Below are 16,377 nucleotides of genomic sequence, written 5' to 3'. Positions count from 1 at the left end.
CGTCTCGTGCTGTCCCGATCGTCGCGCCGCTCTGGAGTGCCCATGGCTACGACCGCGCCCGTTCATCCCGTCGACGAGGTGCCCCCGGTACGGCAGTTGGCCGCCTTCGGCCTGCAGCACGTGCTCGCGATGTACGCGGGCGCGGTGGCGGTGCCGCTGATCGTGGGCGGGGCGATGCGGCTGTCGCCCGCCGACCTGGCGTATCTGATCACGGCGGATCTGCTGGTGTGCGGCATCGCCACACTGATCCAGTGCGTCGGCTTCTGGCGCTTCGGTGTGCGGCTGCCGATCATGCAGGGCTGTACGTTCGCGGCGGTGTCGCCGATGGTGCTGATCGGGACGACGGGCGGCGGGCTGCCCGCGATCTACGGGTCGGTGATCGTTGCGGGGCTCGCGATCGTGCTGCTGGCGCCGGTGTTCGGCCGGCTGCTGCGCTTCTTCCCGCCGCTCGTCACCGGCACGGTGATCCTGGTCATCGGACTGTCGCTGCTGCCGGTCGCGGGCAACTGGGCCGCGGGCGGCGTCGGTTCGAACGACTTCGGCGAGCCGAAGAACCTCGCGCTGGCCGCGTTCGTCCTCGCGGTGGTGCTGGGCGTGCAGCGGTTCGCGCCCTCCTTCCTGAGCCGGATCGCGGTGCTGATCGGCATCGTGGTGGGGCTCGCGGTCGCGGTGCCGTTCGGGTTCACGGACTTCGGCGGGGTCGGCGACGCCGACTGGGTGGGGATCAGTGCTCCCTTCCACTTCGGGGCGCCCACGTTCGAGGCCTCGGCGATCGTCTCGATGCTGGTCGTGGCGCTGGTGACGATGACCGAGACGACCGGTGACCTGATCGCGGTCGGCGAGATGACCGGACGCGGGGTCGAGCCCCGCTCGCTCTCCGACGGCCTGCGCGCCGACGGCCTGTCGACCGTCCTGGGCGGTGTGTTCAACACCTTCCCCTACACGGCGTACGCGCAGAACGTCGGCCTGGTGGGCATGACCCGGGTACGCAGCCGCTGGGTCGTCGCCACCGCCGGCGGCATCCTCGTGCTGCTCGGCCTGCTGCCCAAGCTGGGCGCGGTGGTCGCGGCCGTTCCGGCGCCGGTCCTCGGCGGTGCGGGGCTGGTGATGTTCGGGACCGTGGCCGCGAGCGGTCTGCGGACGCTGGCCCAGGTCGACTTCAAGGGCAACAGCAACCTCACCGTGGTGGCCGTGTCGGTGGCGATGGGTGTGCTGCCGGTCGGCGTGCCGACGATCTACGCGAAGTTCCCCGACTGGTTCCAGACGGTGATGAACAGCGGCATCAGCGCGGGCTGTGTGACGGCGATCGTGCTCAACCTGCTCTTCAACCACCTTCCGGCGAAGGGCGATGCGACACCGAAGGCGGTCGCTCCGCGGAAGTCCCCGGCGGAGCCCCTGCCCGACCTTCAGTCGTAGAAGAACAGCTCAAGGTCTTCCACGGAACCCGGCCCGGTGAGGAAGCGCTCCGCCTTGGCCACCTCATGTTCCGGTGGCGGCCCGACCTCTCGCAACTGCTTCATCCATGTCTCGCCCTGCTCGCCGATCGCGTAGATCCCGGACAGCAGCTCGGCCATGCCCGCAGGGCGCGCCGGGCTGTGCCCGACGACGGGTCGGAGTTGCCATCCGCCCGCCCGGGCGGCCAGCCGGAGCACCCCCGCCCAGTTGGCGATCCGCCCGGTACGCACGTGCCACGAGTCGTCGGTGAAAGGCGCCGACCGGCCACCGTGCAGGGCGTTGGTGGCCGCCCTGATGTCCGCCATCACCCGCCGTTCCACGGCGTCACGCACCCAGCACCCTTCCTGCGCATCTTCGATGGCGGCGGACCACCACCGCCATGCGCCGTCCAGCCGGGCTGTGAAGGTATCCATGCCGACAGGCTTCCACGCGCCACGCCGTCGGTGTCCACGAGGGCGGCCGATCACCCCGCACGACCGGTACCGGCCGCCCTCATGGACGAAGGTGGGCGGCGCATGCTCGCGATCTTCGCGCGGGTGACCGGCGCCCCGGTCACCCGCCGATCGTCAGCCCACCGTGCAGGAGGCCCCGTTGAGCGTGAACGTGCCCGGTGCCGTGCTGTTGCCCGTGTGAGTGGCCTGGTAGCCGATGGTGACGCCGGCGTTCGGCGCGAGGGTGCCGTTGTACGTCGCGTTCGTCGCGGTCACCGCACCGGAGGCTGGGGTGTACGTGGCGCCCCAGCCGTTGGTGATGGTCTGCCCGGCGGGCAGGGTGAAGGCGAGCCGCCAGCCGTCGATCGTCGTGGTGCCGGTGTTGGTGAGGGTCAGGGAGGCGGTCAGGCCGGTGTTCCAGGCGCTGGTCGTGGCGGTCACCTTGCAGGTGCCGGGCTGGGGCTGTGGGGCGGGGCCGGAGCTGTCCAGGCCGAAGAAGGCCATGACGCGGTCGGCCATGTCCCAGGTGTACAGGTTGTGGCCGACCCCCTGGAGGCTGATGGCCTCGACGGGGGCCTGGTCACCGGTGGCCCCGTAGCGGGTGCGGGTCCATCCGGAGGCGGGCGAGTCGGTGGCGGCCGCGGTCTGGCCCACTCCCCGTACGTTGGTCCACTGCTTGATCTCCTCGCCGAAGTTGGGGTAGCGCAGCACGTCGTCCTCGGTGCCGTGCCACAGCTGCATACGCGGGCGGGCGCCGCTGTAGCCCGGGTAGGCGGCGCGGACCAGGTCGCCCCACTCCTGGGCGGTGTGGATCACGGTGCCGCCGGAGCAGGCACTGTTCCACTCGGAGCCGTCGGTGGTGGCGAAGCAGGCGAACGGCACCCCGGCGAAGGCGGATCCGGCGGCGAAGACGTCGGGGTAGTCGCCGAGCAGGACGTTGGTCATCATCGCGCCCGAGGAGATGCCGGTGGCGTAGACGCGGCTGGTGTCGGCCGTGTAGGTGGTGGTCACCCAGTCGATCATCGACTTGATGCCGACCGGGTCGCTGCCGCCGCCGCGCTTGAGCGCCTGGGGCGAGGAGACGTCGAAGCACTTGCTGCTGCGGGTGACGGACGGGTAGACGATCACGAACCCGTAGCGGTCGGCGAGTTGGGCGTAGGGAGTGCCGGAGTACATCGCCGGTCCCGAACCTCCGCACCAGTGGACGGCGACGAGCACGGCCGGGTGGGCGGTGACGGTGGCCGGTGCGTACACGTACATCTGGAGGTTGCTGGGATTGGTGCCGAAGCCGGTGACCTCGGTGAGGGTGGCGGCGGGGACGGGGGCCGCCGCCTGCGGCCGGGCGGTGGCGGCGGGCGCGGCGAGAAGGGCCGCGGCGAGGAGGAGAGCCAGCGCGGCGAACAGCGAACTCACTCCTCTTCTTGGGGAGTTGGACACGTGCTTGCCCCTTTCTGGTAGCGGCTCGGGGGACCTCGTACGTGCGGGGCGCCGGTGTGGCCCGGGTTCCAGGCCTCGGCGGTGTCGCCGATCGGGGAGAGCCCGGGTACGTACGCGTGCGCGCGGTCGGCATCGACTCGCCCCTCTCTGACGGTGCATCAAGGGAAGCGTCCGCCTCGCATGGTGGCATGCACATGCCTGTCATGGAAGCGCTCCCACGCCAACTCGCCGACGTGCTCCACCCGTTCGCGGGGTGGGCCGGATACGCACTCAATACCTTCTGCGCAAAGCGTTGACTAGAAAGCGCTTACCCCCTACGGTCCGTTCAACAGTGTGACCAAGCCGCTCCCCCAGGTCCCCAATGGCCCCACTGTCCGCAGTTTTCCGTTCAACATGGCGTTCATCGTTCATATATGCGTTCTCCCCACCCTCCCGAAGGGACGCACCCGCATGCGTACTGGCCCCCCACATACACAGGCGCAAAGATCCGTTCTCGTCGCCGCGGCCGCCGCGCTCGCCACGGCGGCGGCCCTCGCCCTCCCCCAGTCGGCCGACGCGGCCGACAGCGCGCCGGTCGGGTTCGGTGCCGGGACGACCGGCGGCGGAAGCTCCGGCGCGGTCACCGTCTCGACCCCGGACGCCTTCAAGTCGGCCGTGACCGGGAGCGCTTCGAAGGTGGTGAAGGTCAATGGCCTGATCTCACTGAGCGGTCAGGTCGACATCGGGTCCAACACCACGGTCCTGGGTGTCGGTTCGTCGTCCGGATTCACCGGGGGCGGGCTGCGCCTGAAGAAGGTGACGAACGTCGTCATCCGCAACCTGAACATCAGCAGGCCGCTCAAGCCCGCCGACGGCATCGAAATCCAGGCCTCCACCAAGGTGTGGATCGACCACAACTCCTTCTCGGCCGACCGCGACCACGACAAGGACTATTACGACGGTCTGCTGGACATCAACCACGCCTCGGACCACGTGACGGTCTCCTGGAACACCTTCAAGGACCACTTCAAGGGCTCGCTCGTCGGCCACAGCGACAACAACGCGAGCGAGGACACCGGTCACTTGAGGGTGACGTACCACCACAACCTCTTCAGCAACGTGTACTCGCGCATCCCCAGCCTGCGCTTCGGCACCGGACACTTCTACGACAACTACGTCGTCGGCGCCGAGACGGCGGTCCATTCACGCATGGGCGCCCAGATGCTCGTCGAGAACAACGTCTTCCGCTCGACGGCGGTCGCCGTGACCACGAACCGCGACAGCGACGTGGACGGCTACGCCAACCTCACCGGCAACGACCTCGGCGGAGCCGCGACCGAGGTCTCGCAGGTGGGGACGTTCACCAAGCCGCCGTACAGCTACACCGCCGAGCCGGCCTCGTCCGTGGTCGCCTCGGTGACGTCCGGCGCGGGCGCAGGAAAGCTCTGAGCCCGCGAAACCCCTCTGGAAGAAGGCATAGGGACATGACTTCACCAGCAACTCGACACCCCCACGCGCGTGCCCTCACCGGCGCGCTGGCAGCCGTCGGACTGTCGCTTGGCATGATCATGACGAGCGGAGCACTGACGTCGGCGAGCGCCGCCACCTGGCCCTCCGCCAACGGCAGCCAGGCGGTCTCCGCCACCATCCCGGTCTCCGGCACCAAGGACTACGGGATGAAGCGCCTCTACGGCACCGGGGAACTGGGCAGCGACAACCAGGACGAGGACCAGGGGCCGATCCTGGAACTGGCCAACGGCGCCGTCCTCAAGAACGTCATCATCGGCGCGCCCGCCGCCGACGGCATCCACTGCCTGGGCAGCTGCACGCTGCAGAACGTCTGGTGGGAGGACGTCGGCGAGGACGCGGCGACCTTCAAGGGCTCCTCGTCGTCCAGCGTCTACACCGTCTCCGGCGGCGGGGCGAAGGAGGCCAGCGACAAGGTGTTCCAGTTCAACGGCGCCGGCACGCTGAACGTCTCGAACTTCGCCGTGAAGAACTTCGGCACCTTCGTGCGCAGTTGCGGCAACTGCAAGACGCAGTACAAGCGCACGATCAACCTCAACACCATCGAGGCGACCTACAAGGGCAACAAGCTCGTCGGCATCAACACCAACTACGGTGACAGCGCGACCCTGAGGGGGATCACGATCGTCGGGGACAGCAGCAAGAAGATCGTCCCCTGCCAGAAGTACATCGGCAACAACACGGGCGCGGAGCCGAGCACCAACGGCTCGGGTCCCGACGGGACCTACTGCAAGTACGCGTCGTCGGACATCACTTACAAGTAGCCCCCTCCCCCACCGTCCCCCCACGGTGAACGCGGCCGTACGAAGCGTCCCCGCACGGCGCTTCGCACGGCCGCTGCCGTGTCTACGGCCCGAGCGCGACGCCGACGAGGTCGCGCCGGTGCTCCCGGTACGCGACGCGCAGGGCCGGTCCCGGCCAGTCGGCGGGCAGGAGTCCGGCGGGCAGCACGGGGTCGGCCAGCAGATGCCGTACCACCGCGGCGAGCGCCGTGAAGCGGTCGGCGGACCGGGGTGAACGTTCCACGTGGGAGAGCAGGGCCCTGGCCGTGTCCGCCCAGGAGTCGAGCGGCCACAGGCTCGCGGCGAGCCGGCGGGCCGGGGTCGCCGGGCGGGCGGTGAAGTGCTGGAACACCTGGTCGAGGTCCGGGGGCCAGGGGCGCCCCAGGTTGGCGGGGCGCAGCCAGACCCCCTCGCGGAGTTCGGCGAGCCGCAGGGCCGTCAGCCGGGTGCGCAGCTCGGCACGTTCGGCCGGGCCACGGCCCGTTGCCGTGATCACGGCCATCTCCCAGTCGCCGTCCCACGCGCGCGTGTCGGGACTCACCGCGTCGTCCTGGCGGCGCTGGCGTTCCAGCAGCCGGTCGCTGAGCCGGTAGACGGTGTCGGTCCGGCGCAGGTCACCGGCGGCCACCATCCGGCTGAGCGCGGCCCGTACGGTCGACCCGCCGACCCCGAAGGGCTCCACCCCGCGCACCAGGTCCCGCGCCGGCAGCTCGGGCGGATGCGTCCCCAGCAGCAGGCTCAGGACCACCGACCGCGCGGACAGCGGGCGCAGGTCGACCTCGCCCGAGGCCGACTCCCTCGACACGTTGATCCGCATGACGTCGTACTTTACGTGCCGTTGCCGTTGTTGCACTATTGCTACAGTCGCAGAAAAAGCGCAACATGAGCGCATGGACTCGATACTCGCGCCCTCACCGCCGTACGGCACGCGGGAAGTGACCGGCACGCATGAAGTGACCAATCAGGCTCCGCCGCTGAGCCCGTACGACGCCGCCGAGGACGCCGCCCTGCTGGAGGGGTTGCGCCGGGAAGGCGCGGGCTGGGCGGAGGAGGACGTGCGGCGGCTCGGGACGCTGGCCGGAGGTGTGGAGGCGCAGGAGTGGGGTGAGCTGGCCAACCGGCACGAGCCCGTGCTGCGTACGCACGACCGGTACGGTCACCGCGTCGACGAGGTCGACTTCCACCCGAGCTGGCACGAGCTGATGCGGGTGGCGGTCGCCGAGGGCCTGGCCGGTGCGCCCTGGGCCGACGACCGGCCCGGCGCCCATGTCGCCCGGACGGCAGGCGGACTGGTGTGGGGGCACACGGAGGCCGGGCACGGCTGCCCACCTCCATGACGTACGCCGCCGTCCCCGCCCTGCGCCGGCAGCCGGAGCTCGCGAAGGTGTACGAGCCGCTGCTGACCGGCCGGGAGTACGACCCGGGACTGCGGGTGCCGACGGATAAGCGCGGGCTGTTGGCCGGCATGGGGATGACCGAGAAGCAGGGCGGCTCGGACGTCCGGACGAACACCACGGCCGCCTCGCCCACGGCGGAACCCGGGGTGTACACCCTGCGCGGGCACAAGTGGTTCACGTCGGCGCCGATGTGCGACCTGTTCCTGGTGCTGGCGCAGGCTCCCGGCGGGCTGTCCTGCTTCCTCGTGCCGCGCGTGCTGCCGGACGGCACCCGCAACACGTTCCGCATCCAGCGGCTGAAGGACAAGCTCGGCAACCGGTCCAACGCGTCCTCCGAGCCGGAGTTCGACGGGACGGTGGCCTGGCTGGTCGGCCCCGAGGGGCAGGGGGTGAAGACCATCGTCGAGATGGTCAACTGCACCCGTCTGGACTGCGTGATGATGTCGGCGTCGCTGATGCGGAAGACGCTCGTCGAGGCGGGTCATCACGTGCGGCACCGCAGCGCCTTCGGCGCCCGGCTGCTGGACCAGCCGCTGATGCGCAACGTCCTGGCCGACCTGGCGCTGGAGTCGGAGGCCGCGACCACGCTGACGCTGCGGCTGGCCGGGGCGGCCGACCGGGCGGTGCGCGGGGACGGCGGCCAGGGGCCCGAGCAGGCGTTCCGGCGGATCGCCACGGCCGTCGGCAAGTACTGGGTGACCAAGCGGGGTCCGGTGTTCGCCGCGGAGGCCCTGGAGTGCCTGGGCGGCAACGGCTATGTGGAGGACTCCGGGATGCCCCGGCACTACCGCGAGGCGCCGCTGCTGTCGATCTGGGAGGGCTCGGGCAACGTCAACGCCCTCGACGTACTGCGGGCGTTGACCCGCGAACCGGCGACGGCGGAGGCTCTGTTCGGCGAACTCGCCCTGGCGCGGGGGGCGGACACCCGCCTCGACGCTGCCGTCCTACGGCTGAAGTCGCAGGTGGGCGAGGCGACACCGGCCGGTGCCCGCCGTCTGGTGGAGCGGATGGCCCTGACCCTTCAGGCCTCCCTCCTGGTCCGGCACGCGCCGGCCGCGGTCGCGGACGCCTTCTGCGCGACCCGGCTCGGCGGCGACTGGGGACACGCCTTCGGCACGCTCCCCGACGGAGCCGACGTCGACGGAATCCTGGGACGGAGTCTGCCCGGGGCGAGTTGACCGGCGTCACGGACCGACCGGCGCTCGATTCTGCTCAGGGGCTCACCTCCGAGGAGCCCGACGCGCGACACCGGGCGCTGGACCGGACGTACGGCGCGGTGCACGGCCAGGGGAAGGTGTACGACTCGACGCTCGCCTGGCGTTCCGTTTCTGCCCCGGCCGCCGACGCGCTGCTGGCCGGAAATGCGGACGCCGGACGCGCCGGGCCACGGCGCTCGTGCCGTACGCGGCTCGGCGGCATGCGTCCGGCGCTGCCCGCACTGGGCCGGACGACGTCCTCGTCATGGCCGCGGCGGGAGCGGGCGGCGGCCGCGTGTGCCGGCGCCCGGATCACCGGGGAGGTGGAGCCGGCCGTCGCCGCGGGACTGCGCTCCAGCCGGGCCGAGCACCCGCACGCGCGCGTGGGCATCGCCACCTGCCAGGCGGCGCTCGGCCCCGCCGGCGCGAGCCGGGGGACCCGGCCGCGGGGGAACTCGCCGCGCCCCCGCCGCCACACCGCCCGGCCCGGCGGCCACGGCAGCCATGACATGCCGGGGGACGAGGAGTTGCCGCGGCTGTACCGGCGGCGGACGGAGCGTAGGGCCCGTCCGTCTGATGCGACCGGCCGGCCCGGCCTGATGCGACCGGCCCGGCTGGCCGCCCAGGCCGTGGGGCCGCTCAGCCCGTCGGGCGTCCCCAGAGGGCGTCGAAGCGGGCCCAGTCGGTGTCCCACTGTTCGACGCGCCGGCGTTCCAGACGGGCGCGCACGAGGCGGCCGCACGCGAGGGGGAGGGCGGCCGCGCAGACCCCCGCCAGGCCACCGACCAGCGTGGCACGGAGCCTGGCCTGGGCGGGCGTGGCCGGCTGGGTGACCAGGCGCCCTTGGCGGTCCGTCCAGACGGTGACCGGGGTGCCGGTGGCGCTGCCGGGGCTGACCCGGACCTGGCCGGTGTGCTCGGAGCCGTCCGGGCCGGTCCAGCCGACCTTCGCCCAGACCTGGTCGGCACCGGAGGAGCCGCTCCGCACGGCGGCCTTCCCCGGCGCCGGTTCGGTGAGCCGGGCCTCCAGGGGGCGCCACTCGACGCGTTCCCGGGCCAGCCCGTGTTCGACCGAGCCGGCGGCCCCCCATCCCGCCAGGATCCCGGAAAGGACGGTCAGCGCCCAGACACCGAGCACGACCCAGGCCTCCACCGTGTCGGCGCGACGCCTGAGCGGGTTGCGCCGCCAGCGCCACAGCCACACCTTCGGACCACGGAACGCCATCGAAGGCTTCCTCCTCATGAGCGCACGAACATCCTCGGACCGCCCTCCCATACGGGGCGGACGGTCCTGATGCTCAGGGCGAGTCCCTCGTCCCGACGGTCCCATGCCCCCGCCACCGGCGCAGGCGTCCGTCGGAAAGTGGCCGACGTCTTGCGGTCCCGGGTCGGCACGACCGCTGTGACCTGCGGTGACGGGCTTCCCGGGGGTGACTGTCAGTGGCGGGGTGCAGACTGGCCGGTGTCTGGGACAACGAGGTCGAAGACACAGCGGAGGAGAGCGCCATGACCGAGGTACTGCTCGCCGTGGGCACCCGCAAAGGCCTGTTCATCGGGCGTCGTCGGGGCAGCACATGGGAGTTCGACGAATCCCCCTATTTCAACGCACAGGCGATCTATTCGGTCGCCATCGACACCCGTGGCGAGCGGCCGCGGCTGCTGGCCGGCGGTGACAGCGCGCACTGGGGCCCGTCGGTGTTCCACTCCGACGACCTCGGCCGGACCTGGACCGAACCGGCCAAACCGGCCGTCAAGTTCCCACCGGACACGGAGGCTTCGCTGGAGCGGGTGTGGCAGCTGCACCCGGCGGCGGCCGAGCCGGACGTGGTCTACGCCGGGACGGAACCGGCGGCGCTGTACCGCTCCGAGGACCGCGGGGAGACCTTCGAACTGGTCCGCCCGCTGTGGGAGCACCCCACGCGCTCGAAGTGGGTGCCGGGCGGCGGCGGAGAGGGCCTGCACACGATCCTCACCGACGAGCGCGACGCGCGGGCGGTGACGGTCGCCGTGTCGACGGCCGGAGTTTTCCGTACGAGCGACGGCGGGGCGAGCTGGGAGCCCTCCAACTCCGGTGTCTCCGCGGTATTCCTGCCGGATCCGCACCCGGAGTTCGGCCAGTGCGTGCACAAGATCGCACAGGACGCGGCCACCCCGGACCGCCTCTACCTGCAGAACCACTGGGGCGTGTACCGCAGCGACGACGCCGGCCGGAACTGGACGGACATCGGCGAGGGCCTGCCGTCCACGTTCGGCTTCGCCGTCGCCGCGCACCCCACCCGCCCGGACACGGCGTACGTCTTCCCGATCAACGCGGACGCGGACCGGGTCCCCGCGGACCGCCGCTGCCGGGTGTTCCGTACGGCGGACGCGGGCCGGAGCTGGGAGCCGCTCACGGCGGGCCTGCCGCAGGAGGACCATTACGGCACGGTCCTGCGCGACGCGCTGCGCACGGACGACGCCGACCCGGCGGGCGTCTACTTCGGCAACCGCAACGGCGAGGTGTTCGCCTCGGCCGACGACGGCGACAGCTGGCGGCAGTTGGCGTCGCATCTGCCGGACGTCCTCTGCGTGCGCGCCGCGGTCGTCGGATGAGCCCGGCGGGGGGGCCGCGAGGCGTTGGCCACCGGTTGATCACCGCCGTGTGTACGGCAGTAGGGTGACGCCCGTGGCACCACGACCCCTGCATGAAATCGTCGAACCGGGCTGGGCGAAGGCCCTGGAACCCGTGGCCGGACGGATCGCCGAGATGGGTGACTTCCTGCGCGCGGAGATCGCCGCGGGACGCACCTATCTCCCTGCCGGGCAGAACGTCCTGCGGGCCTTCCAGCAGCCCTTCGACGACGTCCGTGTCCTGATCGTCGGACAGGACCCCTATCCCACGCCCGGACACGCGGTGGGACTGTCGTTCTCGGTCGCGGCGGACGTACGCCCGCTCCCCGGCAGCCTGATCAACATCTACCGGGAGCTCAACGCCGACCTGGGCCTGCCCCAGCCCTCCAACGGCGACCTGACGCCGTGGACGCGGCAGGGCGTGCTGCTGCTCAACAGGGCGCTCACCACGGCCCCGCGCAAGCCGGCCGCGCACCGGGGCAAGGGCTGGGAGGAGGTCACCGAACAGGCGATACGGGCGCTGGCGGCGCGCGGCAAGCCGCTGGTGTCCATCCTGTGGGGCCGGGACGCCCGCAACCTGCGTCCGCTGCTGGGCGATCTGCCCTCGGTGGAGTCCGCTCACCCCTCCCCCATGTCGGCGGATCGCGGCTTCTTCGGCTCACGGCCGTTCAGCAGGGCCAACGACCTGCTGATCCGGCAGGGCGGCCAGCCGGTGGACTGGCGCCTGCCGTGACGGCTCCCGCGGACCGGGACCGCGGCCACGGCATCCTCGCCGTGGACTCGGGCGGCTCCGGTCTGCGGGTCGCGCTCGGGACCGCCGGACGGGGCGCGTTGGCCGAGCGGTCCTCCCGGGTGCCGGTGCGGACCGGTGAGAGGGGTGTCGACCCCGGGCATCTCATGGACCAACTGGTGCCGATGGTGCGGGGCTTGACGGCGGAGACGGGCATCGCCGCGCCGACGACGGCCGTGGTGGGCGCGGCCGGGCTGAGCAGTCTCGGCGACGCCCTGCGGGCCGAGCTTCCGGACGCCCTGGCGCGGGAGTTCGGGGTGCGCACGACCGCGCTCGCCGCCGACGCCGTGACGGCCTACGCCGGCGCGCTCGGAGCGCGGGCGGGTGCCGTGGTCGCCGCCGGCACCGGTCTGATCGCGATCGGCACGGATCTGACGGGGTGGCACCGGGCGGACGGCTGGGGCCATCTGCTGGGTGACTGCGGGAGCGGCGCCTGGATCGGGCGGGCGGGGCTGGAGGCGGCGCTGCGCGCCTACGACGGGCGGCCCGGCGGGTCGGCCCGGCTTCTGGCGTGCGTCGAGGAGCGGTTCGGACCGCCGGCCGGGCTGCCGGGCCTGCTCTACCCACGGCCGGACCGGGCGGCCGTCCTCGCCTCGTTCGCGCCCGAGGTGGCCGCGTGCGCCGGGCACGACCCGGTGGCCGCGGGCATTCTGCGTGCTGCGGCCCGGCACATCGCCGAGTCCGCCGCCGCCGTCTGCCCCCCGGACGGGAAGCCCCCGTTCGCCCTCACCGGGGGCCTGGCGAAGCTGGGCGACTCCCTCCTCGTACCGCTGGCGGGGGAACTGGTGACCCGGCTGCCGCATGCGCGGCGGGTCTCCGCCGAGGGGGATCCTTTGCACGGCGCGGTGCGGATCGCCGCCGACCTGGCGGAGGGCCGACTCGCCCTGCCGGCCGACGGGGTGCTGCTGTCGGTGGTGAGCCGTGCGTAGGGGGCGTACGGAATGAAACGTACGGAATGAGTCGTACACCGTTACCCAAAAGAGCGATTACTCCCTTCGAGGGCAAGTCGCCCGGAAAACACGCTGATCACTTCTGATCCGTACGTAACTCATCAGACAAAACCGGACGGATACCGTTCACCTGCACCCTCCCCGAACAGGGAAGCCCAGGAAACAAGTAACATGCGGCGCCATGAGCTCCCCCACTGGGCCCGCGTCCGGCCTGCCAGTACGAATGCCGCGCCCCCGCCAGCCCGGGCGGCACCGCCGACCCGAGCCGTTGGCGGCTCCCGAGGGCGCGCCCTCACTCGTCCTCGCGGTGCCGGGCACGCCGAGTGCGGCCACCCGCGGCCTTGCCGAGGAGATCGTGAGCATCGCCCGCTCCGAGCTGCCCGGTCTCGACGCGCGCATCGGGTACCTGGACGGGGACGACGGCGAATTCCCCGCCCTGCAGGCGGTGCTCGCGCACGCCGCCGAGGAGCGTGCCGCCCGCTATGAGCAGGCCCGCGCCGCCGGTCTCGACGTCAAGGAGCCCGAGGGGCCGGTCGCCGTCGTCGTGCCGCTGCTGGCCGGCCCCGACAGCGCGCTGCTGCGCCAGGTCCGCCAGGCGGTCATGGAGAGCCGGGTGGCCGCGGACCTGACCGATGTGCTCGGACCGCACCCGTTGCTCGCCGAGGGGCTGCACGTGCGGCTCTCCGAGGCCGGCCTGGCCCGCGCGGACCGTGCCCGCCTGTTCACCGTGGCGACGGCCGCGGACGGCATCATCCTGGCCTCCGTGGGCGGCGACGAGGCCGTGCAGGCCGCCGGGATCACCGGCATGCTGCTCGCCGCGCGGCTCGCCGTGCCGGTGATGGCCGCGGCGCTCGACCAGGAGGGTTCCATCGCCTCCGTGGCGGAGCAGCTGCGCTCCTCCGGCTCGCAGCAGCTGGCGCTGGCGCCGTACCTGATCGGCCCGGAGATCGATGCCGCGCTGATCGAGGAGGCGGCCAAGGAGGCGGGCTGCTCCGCCGCCGAGGCGCTCGGCCCGTACCCGGCGATCGGCAAGCTCGCGCTGGCCAAGTACACGACCGCCCTGGGCATCGCCCCCCAGCCGCAGGGGGCACCGGTCCGCTGACCGACACCGCCGTCAAGGACGCCGTACGACGCGAAGGGCCCGCTCCGGGCGAGGAGCGGGCCCTTCGCCGTGCCTGAGGGGCAGGCCTCCGGGAGCGGCGGCGAGGTCAGTCGAGGATCACGCAGGACGCGGCCGGGACCGGGAGGGAGCCGGTGGGATGGGGCAGGCCGGTCGCCTGGTCCACGGTGAACCAGGTGATGTCGCCGGAGCGTTCGTTGGCCACGTAGAGGAAGCCGCCGGAGTCGGCGACGGTGAGGGCTCGTGGCCAGTGGCCGGCGCACGGGACCGTGGCGACCAGGCGGAGCGCGTCGCCCTCTCCCTCGACGGCGAACACGGAGAGCACGTCCTCCCCGCGGGTCGCGGTCCACACGAACCGGCCGTCGGGCGCGACGGCGATGCCCGACGGGTAGGCGTCCCCGTCGGGGGCACCGGGCAGGACCGCGGTCTCCGCCAGGGGCTTCAGGGAGCCGTCGAGGGCGTCCCAGCGGCAGACGGTGACGGTGGGGGTGAGTTCGTTGACGACGTAGGCGTACGACCCGTGCGGGTGGAAGGCGAGGTGGCGTGGGCCGGAGCCGGGGCGCAGCGCGTGTTCGCGGTGCGGGACGGGGGTGCCCTCGCGCAGGGTGCACACCCGCACCGAGTCGGTGCCGAGGTCCACGCTGACGGCCCAGCGCCCGCTCGGGTCGGGCTGCACCTGGTGGGCGTGCGGGCCCTGCTGGCGCCGGGTGTGCGGGCCGGAGCCGGTGTGGTGGAGGACCCCGGAGGCAGCCTTGGCGAGGCTGCCGTCCGCGCGCACCGGGACGGCTGTGACGCTGCCGGAGCCGTAGTTCGCGGTCAGGACGTGTCCGTCGAACACGGTGAGGTGGGTGGGGCCGCTGCCGTCGACGGGCACGGGCGCGCCGGCCGGCTCCGGCACGTCGCCCGTGACGCGGTAGGCGGCCACCGCGCCGTCGGCGGTCTCACTGACCGCGTACAGCGTGCCGCCGGTGGGTGACAGGACCAGGTAGGAGGGGTCGGGGAGGGTGTTCAGGGTGTTGAGGACGGTGAGCGCCCCGCTGTCCCGGTCCACGGCGGCCGTCACGATCCCGGGCCCTCCGGCCGCCGTGAACGAGCCGATGAACGCCCGCCGAATCCGTCCGCCGAGGTCTGCCACCGCTGTCCCCTCTCGGTCACCGCTGTTCGGGGTGACGGTAGCAGCGATCAGCGGCGGTCTAGACCAGGAGGGTGTCCGGTGGCTTGTCGTCCTGTGCGCGGTGGCTGGGGCTGCCGCCGCGGCAGGGCCGCTTCGGCCATGAAGGGGCCTCGTCCTCAAACGCCGGAGGGGCTCAATGACGCCGCCGCGTGCCGGGAGGTGCCGGAGCCGGCGGCGACGGCGGCCAGGTCGCGGCTCTCGCGGGCCCTGGCGTCCAGCGAGGCCAGCACCTGGCGGGCGCGCCGCTTGCGGGCGAGCATCGGGTTCAAGGGGTGGAGGAGCGGTGCGACGGCGAGCCGTACCCGGCCGAGGAGCTGCTCCAGTTCGGCGACGCGCGCCGCGGGGTCGGCGGTCGGGTCGCCGGCGAGTCGGGCGGCGGCCTCCGCGGCGCAGGCGTGGACGCAGCGCAGGGCACGCTCGATCCAGGCGTCGGTGATGGTGTGGGTGGTGACCGGCAGGACGAGCAGCACGGCCAGCGCGGCGCCGAGCGCGCCCACGCCGGTCTCCGCGAGCCGCAGCGCCAGCAGTCCGGGAGTGAGGACGCCGAGGAGGCCGTAGAGGAGTTCGGCGAGCAGGGTCACCCAGAGCATCATCCAGGTGTAGGAGACAGCGGCCGTGTAGAAGATGCCGAAGACGCAGACGGTGACCACGGCCGCGGTGGGGCCCGGCGCGCCGTTCAGGGGGACCGCGACCAGCAGGCCGAGGCCGATGCCGATCACGGTGCCGAGGACCCGGCGGAAGCCGCGGATCAGGGTCTCGCCGCGCGAGGCGGTGTTGACGAAGATCCACCAGGTGGCGCCGACGGCCCAGTACCAGCGCTGCCCGGACACCAGCTGGCCCACGATGAGCGCGAAGCCCGCGCCGGCCGTGGCCTGGACGGCCTGGCGGGTGGTGACGCGGGCCAGGCCGCGGCCGCCCGGCGGGGCGGGCACCGGTGCCGGGGGCAGCCTGCGCTCGTAGCACCACACCCCGAAGCGCACCGCCGCCGCCGTCGCCAGGGCCAGCGCGACGGCGGCGTACAGCTCGGGCAGCTGTCCGGCCGTCGCGTGCAGGAACTGGGCGACGAAGAACATCATGAACGCGAACACGCCCAGGCTGTGCCCGCGAGGCCCCCAGCGGCGGGCGTACACGCCCGCGCCGATGACGGCGAGGAAGGTGAGGTCCCGGGCCACGGGGTGGTCGTGCAGGACGGCCGCCGCGGTGAGGACGGGCAGGCCCACGACGGGCAGCAGCGCGGTGGTGACCGCCTGGCCGCGCACGGTGGCGTCCGCGACGGTGAACAGGGCCAGCAGGGCCGCCAGCCCGCCCGTGACTGCGCCGGGGAGGGAGTGGCCGGCGAGGCCGCTCCCCACGACGGCGAGACCGATGCCCAGGACGGCCCGGGCGGCGAAGCGCAGCCGCGTCCGCCCCGGGTCCGGAGCCGTGAACACCCTCTTCAACACTGTTTCCCACCCCTGCCGGACGCCCGCACGGAAAAGGCGCCGCGGGGTCCCGCAGCGCCATCGACGGGTACATAGGAGCATTTGCGCG

At 72.7% G+C, this 16,377-nt stretch carries 14 protein-coding genes and 1 pseudogene; 8 read left to right on the top strand and 7 right to left on the bottom strand.

Annotation, left to right across the window (positions count from 1 at the left end):
* Nucleotides 1-42: 42 nt before the first annotated feature.
* Nucleotides 43-1,416, top strand: coding sequence for a nucleobase:cation symporter-2 family protein (locus ACIBVL_RS20525; protein ID WP_399098632.1), 1,374 nt, complete (start codon nt 43-45; stop codon nt 1,414-1,416).
* On the opposite strand, the gene ACIBVL_RS20520 is transcribed toward ACIBVL_RS20525, so the two are convergent.
* Both ACIBVL_RS20520 and ACIBVL_RS20515 read right to left on the bottom strand, forming a co-directional pair.
* Nucleotides 1,407-1,868 (bottom strand): hypothetical protein, encoded by a 462-nt coding sequence (locus ACIBVL_RS20520; protein ID WP_399098631.1) that lies wholly within the window; start codon nt 1,866-1,868, stop codon nt 1,407-1,409. The genes ACIBVL_RS20525 and ACIBVL_RS20520 overlap by 10 nt on opposite strands.
* Nucleotides 1,869-2,021: 153 nt before the next feature.
* Nucleotides 2,022-3,323: a PHB depolymerase family esterase gene (locus ACIBVL_RS20515; RefSeq protein WP_399098630.1), complete on the bottom strand. Its 1,302-nt coding sequence runs from the start codon at nt 3,321-3,323 to the stop codon at nt 2,022-2,024.
* Between the two features lie 450 nt (nt 3,324-3,773).
* Between ACIBVL_RS20515 and ACIBVL_RS20510 the strand changes: the two genes are divergently transcribed.
* Nucleotides 3,774-4,751, top strand: coding sequence for a polysaccharide lyase family 1 protein (locus tag ACIBVL_RS20510; RefSeq protein ID WP_399098629.1), 978 nt, complete (start codon nt 3,774-3,776; stop codon nt 4,749-4,751).
* 35 nt (nt 4,752-4,786) lie between these two features.
* Nucleotides 4,787-5,593 carry a pectate lyase gene (locus tag ACIBVL_RS20505; protein WP_399098628.1) on the top strand — a complete coding sequence of 269 codons (807 nt, stop codon included), beginning with the start codon at nt 4,787-4,789 and terminating at the stop codon, nt 5,591-5,593.
* An 82-nt stretch (nt 5,594-5,675) separates the two neighbouring features.
* Here the strand turns inward: ACIBVL_RS20505 and ACIBVL_RS20500 are convergent, their stop codons facing one another.
* Complete coding sequence (locus tag ACIBVL_RS20500; protein WP_399098627.1) at nt 5,676-6,428, bottom strand: PaaX family transcriptional regulator C-terminal domain-containing protein; 753 nt, start codon at nt 6,426-6,428, stop codon at nt 5,676-5,678.
* A 73-nt stretch (nt 6,429-6,501) separates the two neighbouring features.
* On the opposite strand from ACIBVL_RS20500, the pseudogene ACIBVL_RS20495 reads away from it, so the two are divergent.
* Nucleotides 6,502-8,186: pseudogene (locus tag ACIBVL_RS20495) on the top strand (acyl-CoA dehydrogenase family protein).
* Between the two features lie 34 nt (nt 8,187-8,220).
* Here ACIBVL_RS20495 and ACIBVL_RS20490 read toward each other — a convergent pair.
* A complete protein-coding gene (locus ACIBVL_RS20490) occupies nt 8,221-8,715 on the bottom strand; it encodes a hypothetical protein (protein WP_399098626.1) in 495 nt (164 codons plus the stop codon).
* Between the two features lie 128 nt (nt 8,716-8,843).
* Complete coding sequence (locus ACIBVL_RS20485; RefSeq protein WP_399098625.1) at nt 8,844-9,428, bottom strand: hypothetical protein; 585 nt, start codon at nt 9,426-9,428, stop codon at nt 8,844-8,846.
* A 215-nt stretch (nt 9,429-9,643) separates the two neighbouring features.
* Between ACIBVL_RS20485 and ACIBVL_RS20480 the strand changes: the two genes are divergently transcribed.
* From ACIBVL_RS20480 to ACIBVL_RS20465, 4 genes are all read left to right on the top strand, one after another.
* Nucleotides 9,644-10,795: a WD40/YVTN/BNR-like repeat-containing protein gene (locus ACIBVL_RS20480; RefSeq protein ID WP_399098624.1), complete on the top strand. Its 1,152-nt coding sequence runs from the start codon at nt 9,644-9,646 to the stop codon at nt 10,793-10,795.
* Between the two features lie 73 nt (nt 10,796-10,868).
* Nucleotides 10,869-11,546, top strand: coding sequence for a uracil-DNA glycosylase (locus ACIBVL_RS20475; RefSeq protein ID WP_399098623.1), 678 nt, complete (start codon nt 10,869-10,871; stop codon nt 11,544-11,546).
* Complete coding sequence (locus ACIBVL_RS20470) at nt 11,543-12,532, top strand: N-acetylglucosamine kinase (protein WP_399098621.1); 990 nt, start codon at nt 11,543-11,545, stop codon at nt 12,530-12,532. Before ACIBVL_RS20475 ends, ACIBVL_RS20470 begins: the two co-directional genes overlap by 4 nt.
* 202 nt (nt 12,533-12,734) lie before the next feature.
* A complete protein-coding gene (locus ACIBVL_RS20465) occupies nt 12,735-13,655 on the top strand; it encodes a sirohydrochlorin chelatase (RefSeq protein ID WP_399098620.1) in 921 nt (306 codons plus the stop codon).
* A 106-nt stretch (nt 13,656-13,761) separates the two neighbouring features.
* On the opposite strand, the gene ACIBVL_RS20460 is transcribed toward ACIBVL_RS20465, so the two are convergent.
* Together ACIBVL_RS20460 and ACIBVL_RS20455 are read right to left on the bottom strand one after the other, a co-directional pair.
* The gene (locus ACIBVL_RS20460) at nt 13,762-14,808 is read right to left on the bottom strand and encodes a lactonase family protein (protein ID WP_399098619.1); all 1,047 of its coding nucleotides are present in this window, start codon (nt 14,806-14,808) and stop codon (nt 13,762-13,764) included.
* Nucleotides 14,809-14,963: 155 nt separating this feature from the next.
* Nucleotides 14,964-16,289, bottom strand: coding sequence for an FUSC family protein (locus ACIBVL_RS20455; RefSeq protein WP_399098618.1), 1,326 nt, complete (start codon nt 16,287-16,289; stop codon nt 14,964-14,966).
* Between the last annotated feature and the right edge of the window lie 88 nt (nt 16,290-16,377).

The organism is Streptomyces sp. NPDC049687 (genome assembly GCF_044465285.1).
Taxonomy (GTDB): Bacteria; Actinomycetota; Actinomycetes; order Streptomycetales; family Streptomycetaceae; genus Streptomyces.
The sequence above is the reverse complement of the archived record's forward strand: the minus strand, read 5'-3'. Positions and strand labels throughout refer to the sequence as shown.

What these genes read in the sequence shown, in the direction of transcription:
- ACIBVL_RS20465 (WP_399098620.1), top strand. Translation starts at nt 12,735, where the DNA reads ATGAGCTCCCCCACTGGGCCCGCGTCCGGCCTGCCAGTACGAATGCCG.
- ACIBVL_RS20510 (WP_399098629.1), top strand. Translation starts at nt 3,774, where the DNA reads ATGCGTACTGGCCCCCCACATACACAGGCGCAAAGATCCGTTCTCGTC.
- ACIBVL_RS20490 (WP_399098626.1), bottom strand. Translation starts at nt 8,715, where the DNA reads ATGTCATGGCTGCCGTGGCCGCCGGGCCGGGCGGTGTGGCGGCGGGGG.
- ACIBVL_RS20500 (WP_399098627.1), bottom strand. Translation starts at nt 6,428, where the DNA reads ATGCGGATCAACGTGTCGAGGGAGTCGGCCTCGGGCGAGGTCGACCTG.
- ACIBVL_RS20485 (WP_399098625.1), bottom strand. Translation starts at nt 9,428, where the DNA reads ATGGCGTTCCGTGGTCCGAAGGTGTGGCTGTGGCGCTGGCGGCGCAAC.
- ACIBVL_RS20525 (WP_399098632.1), top strand. Translation starts at nt 43, where the DNA reads ATGGCTACGACCGCGCCCGTTCATCCCGTCGACGAGGTGCCCCCGGTA.
- ACIBVL_RS20505 (WP_399098628.1), top strand. Translation starts at nt 4,787, where the DNA reads ATGACTTCACCAGCAACTCGACACCCCCACGCGCGTGCCCTCACCGGC.
- ACIBVL_RS20520 (WP_399098631.1), bottom strand. Translation starts at nt 1,868, where the DNA reads ATGGATACCTTCACAGCCCGGCTGGACGGCGCATGGCGGTGGTGGTCC.